The sequence below is a fragment of the Desulfosporosinus sp. SYSU MS00001 genome, from assembly GCF_049943955.1.
Lineage (GTDB): Bacteria > Bacillota > Desulfitobacteriia > Desulfitobacteriales > Desulfitobacteriaceae > Desulfosporosinus.
Genome location: NZ_JBNFTW010000009.1, coordinates 184,419 through 200,186, shown reverse-complemented (window position 1 = coordinate 200,186; position 15,768 = coordinate 184,419). Strand labels below are relative to the sequence as shown.

Sequence of the window (15,768 nt, the reverse complement as noted above, 5' to 3'; positions counted from 1 at the left end):
GAATACTTCCTATGAGCCACAGCCCTTGACCCATAGAAGCATCCGATGTAGGGCCCCATGTCAAGTCTACCCAGAGTCGTTCTCAATTTTCTTTATTTCCACTGTCTACTTGACAGGGGGCAGTTCAGAAAGGGCTGTTTTTTCTTTTTTTCGAATACTCTCGGTTGTATACATTCCTCTAGCGTTAGGTACAAACTAACCTGCCGCTTTCGTTGGAGGATAACAAATTCGAAGACAGTGTCTCGAATGTCGGCTAAGTTTTTCCTTGTTTTAGCGTTGTAATTTTTAGAGAGAGTCGTATTTGAGATATCAGGATATAAAATATAATAACCCCTGTTTAAATTAGTAGGAGATTTCAAAAAAATGTTAAAACTTTATTTATTAGGTTCCAAATTAGAAGCTCATTTTTCGTAACTGTCGGGGCATAATTTCGTTGCTGGATTGCATTAATATTTTTCACTGGAGCCGCATAATGCTTCATAGTTAAAACTATTCGGGGGGATTATGTATGGAAGAAAATCAATCAATTGTAAAGCTTACTATGGTTATCGTCATGATAACATCCTTTATCACACCATTTATGAGTAATGCTATAAATCTTGGCATTCCCCAGATTGCTTTGGAATACGGGGTTGATCAATCCTGGCTGAACTGGGTAGTAACCAGCTACTTGTTGGCCACAGCGGCCTTTTTATTACCCTTTGGCCGTTTAGCTGATCTTGTCGGCCGCAAAAAGATTTTTATCCTGGGAATGATCGCTTTTGCAGTAACATCGTTGGGCTGCGGATTGGCTTTTTCTTTTCCCGTTTTAATTATATTTAGGGTCTTCCAAGGAATTGCCAGCGCTATGATATTTGGTACTTCGATGGCCATTTTAACATCTGTCGTCCCGGCAAAAGACCGGGGAAAGGCAATGGGGTTAAGTGCGGCAGCCACCTATATCGGCCTCTCCTTAGGTCCCGTCCTGGGAGGATTCATCTGCAGCACCATCAGCTGGCGTGGGATATTTCTCTTAAATTTTGTGATTTCTTTAGTAATTCTTAGTTTGACTTTAGCTAAACTATCCGGGGAATGGATTGGAGCAGATCATGAAAACCTGGATAAATGGGGGAGTATTCTGTGGATACTTGGTATCTTGCTTTTCCTTTATGGATTATCTGATATTACCGCAGGATACAACTATATGATTGCCTTTGCCTGCGGGCTTCTGCTTTTGGCCGCCTTTGTTATCTATGAACATAAACTATCTTTTCCTCTTCTGCCCATGGGCTTGTTTCTCAGCAATCGTTCCTTCACCTTTTCCAACCTTGCTGCCCTGATTAACTACAGCGCGACGTTTGCTTTGGTTTACCTCATGTCAATATATCTACAAAATGTCCAAAACGTTGAAATCTCTCAATCAGGCTTAATTCTTTTGTCTCAGCCCATTATTATGGCTCTTCTTTCTCCTTTGGCTGGTCGTTTGTCGGATCGAATCAATTCTCAAATTCTTGCTTCTTTAGGCATGGGTATAACAACCTTAGGCTTGTTCTTATTCGTTTTTTTGCTTAAGAATACGTCTATTTTGCTTATCGTTCTTAATCTGGCCTTCATCGGACTCGGTTTTGCCCTCTTTTCCTCTCCTAATACTAATGCAGTAATGAGCTCTGTTGAACGGTCCCTTTATGGAGTGGCCTCCTCAACTCTGGGAACTATGAGATTGCTGGGTCAAACATTAAGTATGACCATAGTGGCCTTAATTACTTCCTTAGACATGAAGGATATGACCTTGGATTCCCCGTATTACGTGACAAGCTTCCTGAAAAGCTCAAAAACCAGTTTCATTGTCTTTACTTTTCTTTGCTTGATTGGTACTTTTGCCTCCTTAGCCAGAGGAAAAAGGCTTAAATCTCCCCTTGAGTAGCCCTTGCCTCTGAAAGAAAACTTGAGCGGGTTCTTGGTATCTTAAGAATTAGGAATTCTTAATGCTTAGGAATATGGCAAGCTGAAGTTACATATTAGTAGGTAAGAACTCCGCCAGGGGGGCATGTTATGAAGAAAAGGGGATTATGGTTTCTCATTGGGATCAGTATCGTGTTGTTGGGGGGGATCATAGGATGGCTTAATTGGCCGCCAGACCCTACTAAGCTGGTAACACACGGCTTGGAAGAATTAAATGCAGCGACCTCTTTTCGCTACAGTTTGACCCAGCATCAATGGGTTGAAGGAAAAGATCGGGTTCTTGCCCGAGTACAGGGGGAAAAAACCGGAGGGAACACTCGGATTTTAGGAGAATTGACGGGAAGCGAAGTTGAGCTGATCAAAATCGGGAACTCAACGTTCAGCAAAGATCCCTTTAGCAAAAAGTGGATTAAATTTGCTAATGGGCAGGCTGCAGAAGAAGTCTTTCTGGCGGAGCTCGACCCCCTATCATCATTACAAATGAAAGAACTTGGTGAGGTGGTGCTTAGCGGTCAAGGGAAGGTCAACGAACAAAAAGTTTGGGTTTGCCAGTTAAAGCCCAGTGTGCGAAATAAAATGATGGAGGAATTTTGGACCGATTTCCAGTACACACTTTATATTCGAAAGTCGGATAAAACGTTGGTGAAAGCGACAATCGAAGCCAAAAATAAAGCCAAATCTGACCCGATGACAATGACACTTGAGTTTTGGGATATTGGAAAGAAGATAACGATACAGGCCCCTACTCTTTAAAAGAGCGATAAAATAAAGTTAAGAAAGAGTCAAGGACAAAAGCCAGGAAACCCGAGAGGTTGTTCCTGGCTTTTATTGTTCTGTTTGGGGCGAGAAGACTGGTGAGATAACGAAGTGTGGGTAGGGGAGGTTCGCTTGCAGAAATGACAAGGCTCTGGTATAGTTTTTAAATAAGTTTTAATTGATTTTTTGTGTGGAGGGGTCCATTGTGGAAGAATATATCGGAAAGGTATTGATTTCTAAGGAAGGGTTAGCAAAACGCGTTGCTGAATTGGGAGCACAGATTACTCGGGATTATGAAGGTAAAAATCTTTTAGTGTTAGGGATCTTGAAAGGAGCCGTTCCTTTTATGGCGGATCTTATTCGTGAGATCAAACTGCCATTAGCTTACGACTTTATGGCCTTATCGAGCTATGGTGTGTCAACAAAATCTTCAGGAGTCGTCAGGATTCTTAAAGATTTGGAACGTAGTGTGGATGACGTTCATATTTTGGTGGTCGAAGATATTGTCGATACCGGATTAACCCTGAAGTACCTGAAGGAAAATCTCAAAGCTCGTAACCCTTTGAGTGTTAAGGTAGTTACCCTGCTTGATAAGGCTGCCCGCCGGCAGGTGGAAGTAGTTCCTGATTATAACGGGTTTGCTATTCCCGATGAATTTGTTGTAGGCTACGGTTTGGATTTTAATGAAGAATATCGAAATTTGCCCTACGTAGGAGTTCTGAAACAGGAAGCGTATGAAGTTAATTAACAAGGAAATGGTGATGAAATAACGTGACAAAGGAAGTCGTTTTAGTTCTGGATTTTGGAGGTCAATACAATCAGCTCATTGCAAGGCGAGTACGTGAGGCTCATGTTTATTCTGAGATGGTTTCTTATAAAACGTCTATTGAGGACATAAAGGCACGGCAGCCTAAAGGTATTATCTTTTCCGGAGGACCTGCCAGTGTTAATCAGCCGAATGCTCCAAAAGTGGACCCTGAAATTTACAACTTGGGAATTCCTATCCTGGGAATTTGCTACGGAATGCAACTTATGGCCCTGCAATTGGGAGGTACGGTGGAACGTCCCGTAGCAAGTGAGTACGGTAAAGCCATGCTTACTGTGGACAAAGCAAACGATTTATGGGCCGGATTAGGCGGGGAGCGTCCTTGCTGGATGAGCCATGGCGATTCTATTAAGTCTTTGCCTAAAGGCTTTGACATTGCTGCCCATACTGGTCATACACCGATCGCAGCAATGATGGATTCTGCGCGCCATTTTTATGGCGTTCAATTTCATCCCGAAGTCAAACATACTCCTGACGGTCAAAAAATGCTTGAGCAATTTTTGTTTGATGTCTGTCACTGTGCAGGGGATTGGACAATGGAGTCATTTATTGAACTGCAAGTAGCTGAGATCCGGGCTAGGGTCGGAAAGGGACGAGTCCTCTGCGCCTTGAGCGGCGGTGTTGATTCTTCAGTAGCGGCCGCTTTAGTTCATAAAGCTGTAGGTGACCAATTAACCTGCGTTTTTGTCGATCATGGTTTTATGCGTAAGAACGAAGCGGAACAAGTTCGAAAAGTTTTCACAGAGCAGTTTCAGCTTAATTTAGTGTTTGTGGATGCTCGCGAGCGATTTATGGCCAAGCTTGAAGGAGTATCTGAGCCTGAGGTTAAACGTAAGACGATCGGCAATGAGTTCATTAGAGTATTTGAAGCTGAGGCTGCAAAACTCGGTCAAGTCGACTTTCTGGTGCAAGGGACACTCTATCCGGACATTGTCGAGAGCGGCACGGAGACAGCGGAAACCATCAAGAGCCATCATAATGTCGGCGGCTTGCCGGAGGATATGCAGTTTAAGCTGGTTGAACCGCTGCGCATGTTATTCAAAGACGAAGTGCGCGAATTAGGTACAGAGTTGGGCATGAGTGAAGAAATCGTTTGGCGCCAACCCTTCCCGGGACCTGGTCTGGCGATCCGTATTCTCGGTGAGGTAACCCGCGAGAAACTAGATATTCTGCGAGAAGCGGATGCCATTATTATCGAGGAAATTCGCCGCTCAGGCTTATATCGGGATCTGTGGCAAAGCTTTGCCGTCCTTCCCTCTATCAAAAGCGTTGGCGTCATGGGAGACGGCCGAACTTATGAATATCCGATTATCTTAAGAGCGGTGACGAGTGAAGACGCCATGACCGCTGATTGGGCCAGACTGCCCTATGATCTTCTCCACAACATCTCCTCACGGATTGTCAATGAGGTCCATGGTGTAAACCGTGTCGTTTATGATATCACCAGCAAACCGCCCGGAACGATTGAGTGGGAATAATTCTCGTAGATTTACAGTCGCAATTATAGAAATAGGCACTCAGCTACTCAATGGCTGGGTGCTTACTTTTTGCTAAAACTAGATAGTAATACCTTTATTTTTTCATCGTTCATGACTCCTTTCACTATTCTGCAATATAGAGCATTTAGTGAAAGAAAAGGTTAAAACTTTAAGAACCTTTTGATATAAATTTTTCAAATGACAAATAGGCTAGCCGCTTTCGTCACCGAAGCCCCGATGCGCTAATGTCTTAATGAATACTGCAATGATTTTCAACATCTGTTGGAGGTTGAGTAAGCAAATGTGACGGAATTGATAACGAATCAGGAAATTGTGGGGTAAGCGTTTTATCATCATCTTGTTTAGTCTGAGCAGAAGGGAACACTGATGGGTGAGCTAACCACACCATTGAAAGAGCGGATGTTAAGCCATAAAGAAAATTATGAAATAAGTAGGAATAATGTGTTTTCGTTAAATGAGGTTTAGCTGAGTAGAATCCTTTTTTTATGCCAAAGGAATATAAGGTTCCCCATGTCAACGAACCGGAAAAACCGCCTTTAAGAATCAGGTAATCCCTGCCGGTCTTTTTAAGAATATAAAATAGAGGTAAACCTAAAGTTGCTCCTGTTATCAAATGAAAAAATTGACCGATTATTACGTTCTTTTTCTGGTTTGTTCGGAAAGGTCTCATAAACATGGAGGCGCCTAAATGGGCGTAAAGCATTTCAGTACGATTCTTTTTCCATAAGATAAAATTGGATACATCAACTAATAGTGTTCCAATTAAACCTCCAAAGAGACCTATAGCTACGGAATCCTTAAGTTGCAGGCCTCTTGTTATAAACTTGAAAAGTTTCATCAGCCTTGAATTATTCAATAGAATCTTCTCCTTTCTTCACTCTCAAAATGTCTTGCAAATCTAATAGAAGCCTCGTTAAGTAAATTTCATAGTTTTGTGTTTCAGTCACCGAAAATAACAGACCAGATGAATGTTCCTAATAGTTCCTAAAAAACAGAAAAATATTTTTTGAATATTATTAACAGATATTATAGTTTTATTCTCCCTTGGCTTAATGAACTTGGTTAAAGTCATTTGTGAATCGATTCGAAAGCACAAAAAGAAGACGCCCAACAAGGCGTCTTTTAGCTTTATTACGATTGATCAAAAAGAGATTTAGTAATCTCTAAAAATATTATAGGGAAATTCGGAGTTATCGTGTCCGCCTACTGGATTATAGGAACCGCAGGTAGGACATTCCCAACCACCGCCATTGAAACTAAAATTTGTTGACTTCTTGCACTTTCTGCAATAGGCAGCTACTGTGCGAGTCATTTTAAAGCCCCCTCTACATAGAACAATGCTAAACGTTACTCTAACCATAAAATTTATTCTTAAACATTTTTTCATCTTCATAAAATCTTAAAGTCTTGGTCACAATCTCATTAAAAGTTCAATGTATGCTATATCATGGTTGATAGGACCGTAGCGGAATTTATAAAACAAAAACTTCACTGAAAGAAAAACTTGTATGAATTGGGGGATGTTAAGTTTATGCAGAAACGATTCCTAGTCCAAAAAGCTTGGAAAAAGCCATCATTATTCATTGGGGTATTACTTATTGCCGCACTGATTGGAGTAAGCGGCTGCAGTTCAACTACTGCAAGTTCGTCAAATTCTGATCAGTCAACGACGCAGTCCCAATCAACTCAAAGCCAAACAAGCCAAGGTCAAGCTACTCAAACGAAGAGAACGATTAATCCTGCCCAACAGGCCGCTATGGAAATTCGCCGTTTAGAAAATAGCCAACAGAACCCATTAACGAGTGACCAGAAAAATAAACTTAAACCCATTCTGCAAGAATTGATTAAGACTACGAATCCAAGTCAAGATTTTTCACAGCAGCAAGCTGATGCTATCAATGCAATATTTACTGATCAACAAAAAACCGAATTAAAATCAGCTCCGCAAAGACCTTCTAAAGGGAACAATCAAAATGCAAATAGTCAAACTCAAACTCAAAATAACCAAAGCGGTACTGCTAATGGATCGAATTCTCAACGCAGAGCCGGCGGGCAACGAGGTACATTTAATCCACAGCAATTGTATCAACAAGTATTAGATTCTTTGAATAAGTAGTGGAGGGAGCATTTTTGGTTCCTAAATCATGTAACCATCAGTTGGGATAAACAACAGATTAAGCCACACGTTCGACAATAATTTACCTAAAATTGGATAATTTATTCTTGTCATTTCTGCAAAAAAACAATACAATTCTTACTGAAAAGACTTTTCGGGAGGAATCCAAGTGGAAAAGAAACTTTTGAAAAGAATTGAGGTTTTACGCAGAAGGCTCAACAAATTTGGTCTCAATAGGGAATTAATTGATAGTGAAGTTGTCGAGGTTAGTCAGCAATTAGATAGATTGTTGAACCAGTACCAGCGGATTACTTCTATGGAACAGCTTAGTTTTTGGTAAATACACGGCCAGAGCTATAGTTATAGTTAAATAATTATGGTCTGAAATATAGTTATAGTTTTAACCTCGTGAGGCAAGAAGTCTCTCATCTCTAAGCGTTAGCGTAGGTGGTGGGAGCATGTCACAATTGAGCCGTCATTTTTTGATGGCTTTTTGTTTTAATCTCTTTTTATGGTCATTAATTTGTGAGCCATGGTACTTATTGCGCAGAATAAGATTTAACTTTTGCGGATTTGGAAAGATTACGTGAGTGCGTTTATGGTGAGGAGGGATTATAATAGAGTTATAGTGCAGGAGGGGCGTATGAATTACATTGTATTTGATTTGGAATTTAATATGTTTTTTCGCTTTAAAGAGGGAGATTTAGCAAACCCTGCTTTAAAAAATGAAATTATACAGATTGGTGCCCTAAAACTGAATGATCAATTGGAGAAAATTGATGAGTTTAACTTATTAATCAAGCCCTTTGTTTATAAACGATTAAATCCCTATGTAAAGAGAAAGACAAACATAAACACAAGCAAAATTATTCCAAGAAGGCCGTTTATGGACGCCATGGAAAGCTTTGAGGCTTGGGTTGGAACTGAAGCGGTTTTATGCTCTTGGGGGCAGGATGATATCCTAGGATTACGAGAAAATTGCTCCTTTTTTGGTTTCGATGCGAAATTCTTCAATAAGTATATAGACATTCAAAAAATCTATATGAAGTTTGAAGGCTTGACACAACAGCCGAGCCTGGAGAGAGCCGTGGATGACTTAGAAATCGCAAAGAAATTGCCTTTCCATGATGCGTTTAGTGATGCTGCCTACACAGTGGATATTTTCAGAAAGGTTTATGATTTTTCTCAAGATGCCATTATTAATTGGGAAAAGGTACAGCGAGAAAATGAACTAAAGGTTAATGAATTAAAAGGCTTACTGAGTCAAACGGTCATTTACTGTCCGGAATGCGGCAATAGCGTGGAAAAAATTAAGGAATCGAGTAAATCTAAAAAGTATTTTGCTCATGGGTTTTGTCATCAATGCAAGATTCCCATAAAACACGTTGCCAGGATTATAAATAAAGACGGAGAATTTACAATATGCTGCAAAGATAGTATTTATCAAAGAGATAGTTAATAAGGGCATAAACCTTAAGGTTAGATGAGGCTGTAATTGACTTTTTAAAGTCGTTACAGCTTTTTTGATTTATAAAAGTTTTTTAAATTTGCTATAGTGATTTATAACAGTTTGTAAGCAATTTTAAACGTATCTTTATTTCCTGTGATTACCTATTGATACGTTAAAACGGTTTTTGTTATAGTTCTTATTATCTTCATAAATTCTACACAGTTTTTTCATATTTTATAAATAGGGAGGAACTTCTTGTTGAAAACTTTCAAATTCCGCTTAACAGGACTTTTAGCTTCCATGTTGATTCTTGTTTCAACTATTCTAGTTCCTTTGTTGGTTAGTCCTGCGCCGGCATTGGCGTCTATCAACGATAGACCTGCTTCAGCCTCGTCTCAGCTCGCTGCGGGTGTAAATTTCGCTTTAGCTGTCGATGGAGACGGAAATGTCTGGGCTTGGGGGAACAACTCCGACGGTCAGTTAGGACAAGGCAAAACTGACAGCAGCAGCACTGCTTCTCCGGTGCAAGTTAAAGACCTTACGAATATTATTGCGGTTTCAGCTGGGGGAGCCCATGCTTTGGCCCTGAAAGCGGATGGGACTGTTTGGGCCTGGGGTAGCAACGAAGAAGGTCAACTTGGCGTCGATCAAGACTCACCAGTAACAACATCAGTACAAGTCCAAGGATTGCAAAATATAGTAGCCATCGCTGCAGGATTAGACTTTAGCCTTGCACTCGGGTCTGATGGCAGAGTATGGGCCTGGGGCGACAACGAATTTAGACAAGTCAATGAAAATAGTAATACACTTAAATATACTGCACCACAATTAATTGCTAATCTTCCCGGGGTAGTTAAAATAGCTGCCGGAAGTGCTTGGTGTTTGGCTCTCAAAAATGATGGTACTGTCTGGACTTGGGGAGCTCAAAAAGTTGTTATGGATACAGATACCGAACCTGCGGATTTTATTGGCCTGACCCAAGTGAAAGGGATTTCCGATATTGTCAGTATTTCAGCAGGCTTTAGTCATAGCCTTGCTTTAAGGGGCGACGGAACTGTTTGGGGTTGGGGAAGCAATGAGCTCATGCAGCTCGGCAATAGTAATCAGCAATGGTTCGATTCACCGGTTCAAATTTCTTCCTTGAAAAGGGTATCAGCGATTAGCGCAGGAGCCTATATGTCAATGGCTCTTGGCTTTGATGGAAGTGTCTGGACGCTGGGCGGCAATATTTATGGTCAGTTGGGAAGCGGAATAGATGCTGACACCCAGCCTCTTACTTCTTTGCCGGTTAAGGGGGCAAATCTGAGCTGCGTTACCAGTATCTCAGTCGGTTATGGTTTTGCGCTGGGAAGAGCGGGCGGCAAAATCTGGGGTTGGGGCCTTAATACCGATGGCCAATTAGGCAACGGAACTGTTAACGTTTTAGGACAAGACGGTTACAACGGGACAGATACTCCTGTTATGGGTCAGCACATTCTTTATACGGCGCCAGCTTCTTATCTCGAGCGAGTTTCCGGCAATCAAGCCGTAAACACTGCAGTGGAAATTGCTAAAAAGGGATGGCCGGATGGTTCGTCAGCTGTAATTCTAGCGACAGTGGTAAATTTACCCGATGCTCTTGCTGCAGCAACTCTAGCTCATCAATATGATGCTCCGATTTTGCTAACGAATAGCAAAGCTCTCGATTCAGACGTACAAGATGAAATTGACCGGCTTCATCCGGCAAAAATTATTATTGTCGGCGGAACTGCCGTTGTTTCAGGGGATATCGAAAACTCACTGAAGCAGAAGTACAGTGACATTACGCGTTTGGCCGGCTGGGATCAGTACGAAACAGCTGCCAGGATAGCCGATTACTACTACTCAGTTAACCCTGATGCTCCGAAAAAGGTTGTTATCGCTAATGGTAACAATTTTCCAGACGCCTTATCTATCTCATCCTGGGCAGCTTATAACCACATTCCTATTTTGTTAACTAAGAATAACCAGCTGCCTGAAGCTACTAACACGGCGCTTAAGGATCACGAAATTGCTGATGCAATATTAGTTGGAGGCCGTGCGGTCATTAACGATGACGTAGCTAATGCGATTACAAAAACTGTCTCCGCCCATTGGGATTCAAACGATCAAAACAAAACACTTAATCGTTATTGGGGAATGGATCAATACGAGACCAGTGTTGCCGTGGCAAGGGGACTTAGAGCTAACGTTAATACGATTATCATTGCCACAGGAGAAAACTTTCCCGATGCCTTAGCCGGATCAGCGCTTGCTGCACGTACCGGCAGCCCCATAATTTTGGTGAACAAGCAATTCAATAAAGCAAGTGTTATGAATTTCCTGGCTGATAGCAGCGGTCAAATCCGCCAGATTTATCTTCTTGGCGGGAAAGCAGTAATTCCAGATTCTTCTTTGGAATATATCAATAGCTATATGGCTGGGTGAACGTGAGCCTCTCCCAGCTACTTTCAAACTGAGCTGAAGTGCGCTTAGAGGCACCTTAAGAGGGTGGGCGTTTTTCAACACAAGAGAAGATAAGATTTAACAGATGGACCGTAGGAAGGCAAACTCTTTGCATTCTTACGGTTCTTTGACAGCTAGTCTGTTTTCAACTTATTTGAATATTGCTCGGAAAAGAGTTAAGTAAACTATGTAATTCGAACGTTACAAACAAAACATTGAATAACGTTCGAATTTGTTATTGACCTTTATAGTTCCTTCTTGTACAATGAACGTAACAAATACATACGAGTTCATATAATAGCGGAGATATGGTCCGCAAGTTTCTACCAGACTGCCGTAAATGGTCTGACTATGAGCGAAAGTGTACCTAGGGCAATCAGATTGTCCGAGTGGTACAGATTTGATTGCAGGATCAAATTACACCGAAGGGATAAAAGCCCAGGCGGGTAGGTTTCACTCTTTCTTTTTAAGGGGGAAATTTACTCGTCTGGGCTTTGATTTTTATGGAAGTGAGGGATATCTTTGAATCTGATCGGAGTCATTATGGGAAGTGATTCAGACTACAGGGTGATGGAAGATGCGCTTAAAATCCTAAGGCAATTTGAGGTGGGCTTTGAAGTAAAGATTTCTTCGGCTCATAGAACATTAGAACGAACCCTTGATTGGGTCAAAGCTTTTGAGAATCAAGGAGGGAAACTCATTATTGCGGGCGCAGGGTTGGCGGCTCATTTGCCTGGAGTGATTGCGGGGTCAACCACCTTACCCGTGATTGGTGTCCCTATGAACAGCGGCCCCTTGAATGGCGTCGACGCTCTCTATGCTATTGTTCAGATGCCTCCCGGAATACCGGTTGCCACCGTTGGAATTGGCGCTGCTCGAAATGCGGCTTTGCTCGCAGTTCAAATATTAGCAACCGAAAATAGTGCTTTACGAGCAAAGCTTAAGGACTACAGGGCGAAAATGGCAGCGGATATTGCCGCAAAGGATGAGGCTTTGCAAAAGAAATTAATCGAAGGTTAAAGTAGAGAAATAGAAAGGAGATTTCACTTTGATTGACCGATATACACTTCCTGAGATGGGAGAAATTTGGACAGACGAACACCGACTTTCTCTGTGGTTAACTATCGAAATTGCTGCCTGTGAAGGTTGGGCAAAACTTGGCAGGATCCCTAATGAAGCAGTTGAGGTGATTCGAGACAAGGCATCTTTCACCTGGGAACGAGTTCAAGAGTTGGAAGAAGTGACCCAACATGATGTTTTGGCGTTTTTAACCAACGTGGCTGAGAACGTAGGTGATGAAGCCAAGTATATTCATCTGGGTTTAACCTCATCCGATATTCTTGATACGGCATTATCCCTGCAGATGGTTGAAGCAACGGATCTATTGCTATCGAAGATGGAGGCCTTGGAGACAGTTCTCCGCCGCAGGGCAATGGAACACCGGGACACTCTGATGATGGGACGAACACATGGAATTCATGCTGAGCCCATTACCTTAGGCTTGAAGTTTGCACTTTGGTATGATGAAATCCGGCGTCAAAAAAACCGCTTGAGTATCGCTCGTGAAGAAGTTCGCGTTGGGAAAATCTCGGGTGCAGTTGGGACCTTTGCCAATGTGGACCCACAAGTTGAAGCCCATGTCTGCCAAACGCTCAATTTAAAACCTGCCTTGATTTCCACTCAGGTCCTTCAGCGTGACCGTCACGCTTTCTATATGACGACTCTGGCGGGGATTGCCAGTTCTCTTGACAAGATGGCTACCGAAATCCGCAACTTACAGAGAACGGACGTTCATGAGGTTGAGGAGGCCTTCGGCAAAGGGCAAAAAGGGTCGTCAGCCATGCCGCATAAAAAGAATCCCATTACTCCGGAACGGATCTGTGGTATGGCCAGAGTTGTGAGGGCAAATGCTCAAGTGGCCCTGGAAAATGTTGCCTTATGGCATGAGCGGGATATCTCCCATTCTTCGGCGGAACGGATGATTTTGCCGGACAGTACCCTGGCCCTTTATTACATGCTTCATAAAATGGTTCAGTTAATCGATCGTTTGCAAGTTTTCCCCGAGCAAATGAAAATCAATATTGATAAAGGATTAGGATTGATTTTCTCGCAACGTGTAATGCTGGCTTTAGTGGGAAAGGGAGTTAGCCGTGAAAACGCCTATGCAATGGTTCAGCGCAATGCCCTTGAAGCTTGGAATACGAAGGAGCAATTTAAAAATTTAGTCGGTCGGGACATAGGCATCAGAGAATATCTGCGTGAAGAAGAGATTGATAACTTATTTGACTATGACTATCATACCAAGCATGTAGGAGATATATTTGCACGTTTAGGGCTCGTTTAAAGGGAACGAAAATGTATCGTGCCAAAGCACTTGTTAGTGTTGGCTTATTATTTAATAAAAAAATTGAAAAGGGGTAACAACAATGGAAAAATTAGCGCTGAAATATGAGGGAAAAGCTAAGAAAGTCTATGAAACGGATGAAAAGGATTATTTCTGGGTGGCTTATAAAGATGATGCCACAGCGTTCAATGGTGAAAAAAAGGGACAGATCGCGGATAAAGGAGAAGTTAACAACCAGCTTTCAGCTCTTTTCTTTGCGGAAATTGAGAAAGCAGGAATTCCTACCCACTTTGTACGTTTGCTTGGCCAGCGGGATATGCTCGTACGGCGTTTAGATATGGTTCCCCTCGAAGTTGTTGTCCGCAATATTGTGGCGGGAAGTTTGTCAAAACGTCTCGGAGTGGAAGAGGGATTTGTCCTCTCTCAACCTGTAGTTGAATTATATTATAAAGATGACGCTTTGGGAGATCCGATGGTCAACGAATCTCATGTTGCGGCTATGGGATGGGCAAAGCTGGAGATTGCCAAGGAGATTCAGGCTATGGGCCTGAAGATCAACGAAATATTGCGTAATATTCTCGTCAAAGCAGGCATTGATCTAATTGATTTCAAATTAGAATTTGGGATAAGCAACGGACAAGTCCTTTTAGGTGATGAGATATCTCCGGATACATGTCGATATTGGGACATAAAAACTCGGGAAAAGCTGGATAAGGATCGTTTTCGCCGCGACCTTGGGCAAGTTGAAGAGGCCTACCAGGAAGTCTTCCGCAGGGTTAAAGAGGTTCTGGCGTCCGCTTAAGGGAAATTTTCAAAACCAGTAAGGTCACGACAAAGGTATTCTGTTTGTTGAGGAGGGCGGCGAAGAGCTTGTTAATCCAGTTAACCTATAAGTTAACGAGTTTGAGGCTTTTCGCCTTGTCTCACTAATTAAAGGGGGGACAGAATTGTTCGACTATAGCCTGGACAAACCGCATGAGGAATGCGGGGTCTTTGGAATTTATGCGCCCAATCAAGAAGTGGCTCGTTTAACCTATTATGGGCTCTATGCTTTGCAGCATCGCGGGCAAGAAAGCGCCGGTATTGCTGTTTCTGATGGACGTGCAATAGAAGTTCATAAAGGAATGGGCCTTGTCTCGGAAGTGTTTTCTAACCATATTATTAAGAATTTACACGGAAAGATGGCAATTGGACATGTTCGCTACTCAACTACAGGTTCCAGTTTGTTGGCCAATGCCCAGCCCCTCGTCGTTCATTATCAAAAGGGCATGATGGCCTTAGCTCACAATGGAAATTTAACGAATGCCACGGAATTACGGGAAGAATTAGGCCTGAACGGAGCCGTCTTTCAGACAACGACAGATAGTGAAGTCATTATCAACCTGATTACGCGCTATCGCCGGGAATCTCTTGAGGATGCCCTTGTCAAAACCATGATGGATTTGCGGGGGGCTTATGCGGTAGTCATTCTAGCAGAGGATAAACTTTTTGGTTTAAGAGATCCCCATGGAGTCCGGCCTCTTTGTATTGGAAAAAAAGGTGAGAGATATTGCCTGGCGTCGGAAAGCTGTGCTCTTGATACCGTCGGTGCCGAGTTTGTTCGGGATTTAGAACCCGGTGAAATTGTTGTTATTGATGAAAATGGGCTGCACTCCCGTCCAGGATTAAGGAAAAACAAAAGTGCTTCTTGTGCCTTTGAATATATCTACTTCGCGCGTCCGGACAGTACCATCGATCAGATCAATGTCTCGGAAAGCCGCTTGAAGATGGGAATTGAATTAGCTCATGAATGTCCAATAGATGCAGACCTTGTTATCGCTGTCCCGGACTCAGGAACAGCTTCGGCTCTGGGATATGCCACAACTTTGGGCTTGCCTTTTGGTGAAGGCTTGATAAAAAATCGTTATGTCGGAAGAACTTTTATTCAACCGACTCAGGAAATGAGAGAAGTAGGCGTTCGCTTGAAGCTGAACGCTAATGCGAGCGTCCTTAAAGATAAACGAATTGTTATGATTGATGATTCCATTGTCCGTGGTACTACAAGTTCAAAATTAGTGGCGATGGTAAGAAAAGCAGGGGCTAAAGAAGTCCATTTTCTGATAAGTTCGCCTCCTGTGTCCTATCCATGTTATTATGGAATAGACACAGCTGAACGGGAAAAGCTAATCGCCAATCGCTTGGATATGGAAGGAATTCGCAAGTTTGTTGGAGCTGATTCGCTGCATTACATTTCAGAAGAAGGTTTGTTGAGGGCCCTCGGCACAGAAAATGTTTGCCTGGCCTGTTTTAATGGCTCTTACCCTATTCCTGTTTCAGACGTTAACCGCGGAAAGAATTCCTGCGGCTAAAATGATGGGCGAAAAGTTAGGAGGA

At 42.4% G+C, this 15,768-nt stretch carries 14 protein-coding genes and 1 riboswitch; of the genes, 12 read left to right on the top strand and 2 right to left on the bottom strand.

Annotated elements, in window-relative coordinates; translation table 11 throughout:
* Positions 1 to 508: 508 nt before the first annotated feature.
* From ACPUYX_RS16280 to guaA, 4 genes are all read left to right on the top strand, one after another.
* Positions 509 to 1,903, top strand: coding sequence for an MFS transporter (locus tag ACPUYX_RS16280; protein ID WP_426380685.1), 1,395 nt, complete (start codon positions 509 to 511; stop codon positions 1,901 to 1,903).
* Positions 1,904 to 2,031: 128 nt separating this feature from the next.
* A complete protein-coding gene (locus ACPUYX_RS16275) occupies positions 2,032 to 2,694 on the top strand; it encodes a hypothetical protein (RefSeq protein ID WP_426380684.1) in 663 nt (220 codons plus the stop codon).
* Between the two features lie 208 nt (positions 2,695 to 2,902).
* Complete coding sequence (hpt, locus tag ACPUYX_RS16270) at positions 2,903 to 3,445, top strand: hypoxanthine phosphoribosyltransferase (protein ID WP_088225837.1); 543 nt, start codon at positions 2,903 to 2,905, stop codon at positions 3,443 to 3,445.
* Between the two features lie 23 nt (positions 3,446 to 3,468).
* On the top strand, positions 3,469 to 5,001 hold the full coding sequence (guaA, locus tag ACPUYX_RS16265) for a glutamine-hydrolyzing GMP synthase (RefSeq protein ID WP_426380683.1): 1,533 nt from the start codon (positions 3,469 to 3,471) through the stop codon (positions 4,999 to 5,001).
* Positions 5,002 to 5,251: 250 nt separating this feature from the next.
* Here guaA and ACPUYX_RS16260 read toward each other — a convergent pair whose 3' ends face one another.
* On the bottom strand, positions 5,252 to 5,878 hold the full coding sequence (locus ACPUYX_RS16260) for a hypothetical protein (RefSeq protein WP_426380682.1): 627 nt from the start codon (positions 5,876 to 5,878) through the stop codon (positions 5,252 to 5,254).
* A gap of 297 nt (positions 5,879 to 6,175) precedes the next feature.
* Entirely contained in the window at positions 6,176 to 6,334 is a 159-nt protein-coding gene (locus ACPUYX_RS16255) for a hypothetical protein (protein WP_426380681.1), read from the bottom strand.
* A 219-nt stretch (positions 6,335 to 6,553) separates the two neighbouring features.
* On the opposite strand from ACPUYX_RS16255, the gene ACPUYX_RS16250 reads away from it, so the two are divergent.
* The 8 genes from ACPUYX_RS16250 to purF all read left to right on the top strand — a co-directional run bounded on the left by ACPUYX_RS16250 (position 6,554) and on the right by purF (position 15,743).
* Positions 6,554 to 7,138 carry a hypothetical protein gene (locus ACPUYX_RS16250; RefSeq protein ID WP_426380680.1) on the top strand — a complete coding sequence of 195 codons (585 nt, stop codon included), beginning with the start codon at positions 6,554 to 6,556 and terminating at the stop codon, positions 7,136 to 7,138.
* A 169-nt stretch (positions 7,139 to 7,307) separates the two neighbouring features.
* Positions 7,308 to 7,478: an aspartyl-phosphate phosphatase Spo0E family protein gene (locus ACPUYX_RS16245; RefSeq protein ID WP_088225826.1), complete on the top strand. Its 171-nt coding sequence runs from the start codon at positions 7,308 to 7,310 to the stop codon at positions 7,476 to 7,478.
* Between the two features lie 303 nt (positions 7,479 to 7,781).
* The gene (locus ACPUYX_RS16240) at positions 7,782 to 8,597 is read left to right on the top strand and encodes an exonuclease domain-containing protein (protein ID WP_426380679.1); all 816 of its coding nucleotides are present in this window, start codon (positions 7,782 to 7,784) and stop codon (positions 8,595 to 8,597) included.
* A gap of 249 nt (positions 8,598 to 8,846) precedes the next feature.
* Positions 8,847 to 11,033, top strand: coding sequence for a cell wall-binding repeat-containing protein (locus tag ACPUYX_RS16235; protein WP_426380678.1), 2,187 nt, complete (start codon positions 8,847 to 8,849; stop codon positions 11,031 to 11,033).
* Between the two features lie 288 nt (positions 11,034 to 11,321).
* Positions 11,322 to 11,423, top strand: a riboswitch (purine riboswitch).
* Between the two features lie 150 nt (positions 11,424 to 11,573).
* A complete protein-coding gene (gene purE, locus ACPUYX_RS16230) occupies positions 11,574 to 12,071 on the top strand; it encodes a 5-(carboxyamino)imidazole ribonucleotide mutase (protein WP_426380677.1) in 498 nt (165 codons plus the stop codon).
* Positions 12,072 to 12,099: 28 nt separating this feature from the next.
* A complete protein-coding gene (gene purB / locus ACPUYX_RS16225; protein WP_426380676.1) occupies positions 12,100 to 13,395 on the top strand; it encodes an adenylosuccinate lyase in 1,296 nt (431 codons plus the stop codon).
* An 82-nt stretch (positions 13,396 to 13,477) separates the two neighbouring features.
* Positions 13,478 to 14,197 carry a phosphoribosylaminoimidazolesuccinocarboxamide synthase gene (gene purC / locus ACPUYX_RS16220; RefSeq protein WP_426380675.1) on the top strand — a complete coding sequence of 240 codons (720 nt, stop codon included), beginning with the start codon at positions 13,478 to 13,480 and terminating at the stop codon, positions 14,195 to 14,197.
* A gap of 145 nt (positions 14,198 to 14,342) precedes the next feature.
* On the top strand, positions 14,343 to 15,743 hold the full coding sequence (purF, locus tag ACPUYX_RS16215) for an amidophosphoribosyltransferase (protein ID WP_426380674.1): 1,401 nt from the start codon (positions 14,343 to 14,345) through the stop codon (positions 15,741 to 15,743).
* Positions 15,744 to 15,768: the final 25 nt, after the last annotated feature.

Bases quoted from the DNA above. Each gene is read 5' to 3' on its own strand.
- ACPUYX_RS16280 (WP_426380685.1), top strand. From the start codon at position 509: ATGGAAGAAAATCAATCAATTGTAAAGCTTACTATGGTTATCGTCATG.
- ACPUYX_RS16275 (WP_426380684.1), top strand. From the start codon at position 2,032: ATGAAGAAAAGGGGATTATGGTTTCTCATTGGGATCAGTATCGTGTTG.
- ACPUYX_RS16255 (WP_426380681.1), bottom strand. From the start codon at position 6,334: ATGACTCGCACAGTAGCTGCCTATTGCAGAAAGTGCAAGAAGTCAACA.
- ACPUYX_RS16250 (WP_426380680.1), top strand. From the start codon at position 6,554: ATGCAGAAACGATTCCTAGTCCAAAAAGCTTGGAAAAAGCCATCATTA.
- ACPUYX_RS16240 (WP_426380679.1), top strand. From the start codon at position 7,782: ATGAATTACATTGTATTTGATTTGGAATTTAATATGTTTTTTCGCTTT.
- purC (WP_426380675.1), top strand. From the start codon at position 13,478: ATGGAAAAATTAGCGCTGAAATATGAGGGAAAAGCTAAGAAAGTCTAT.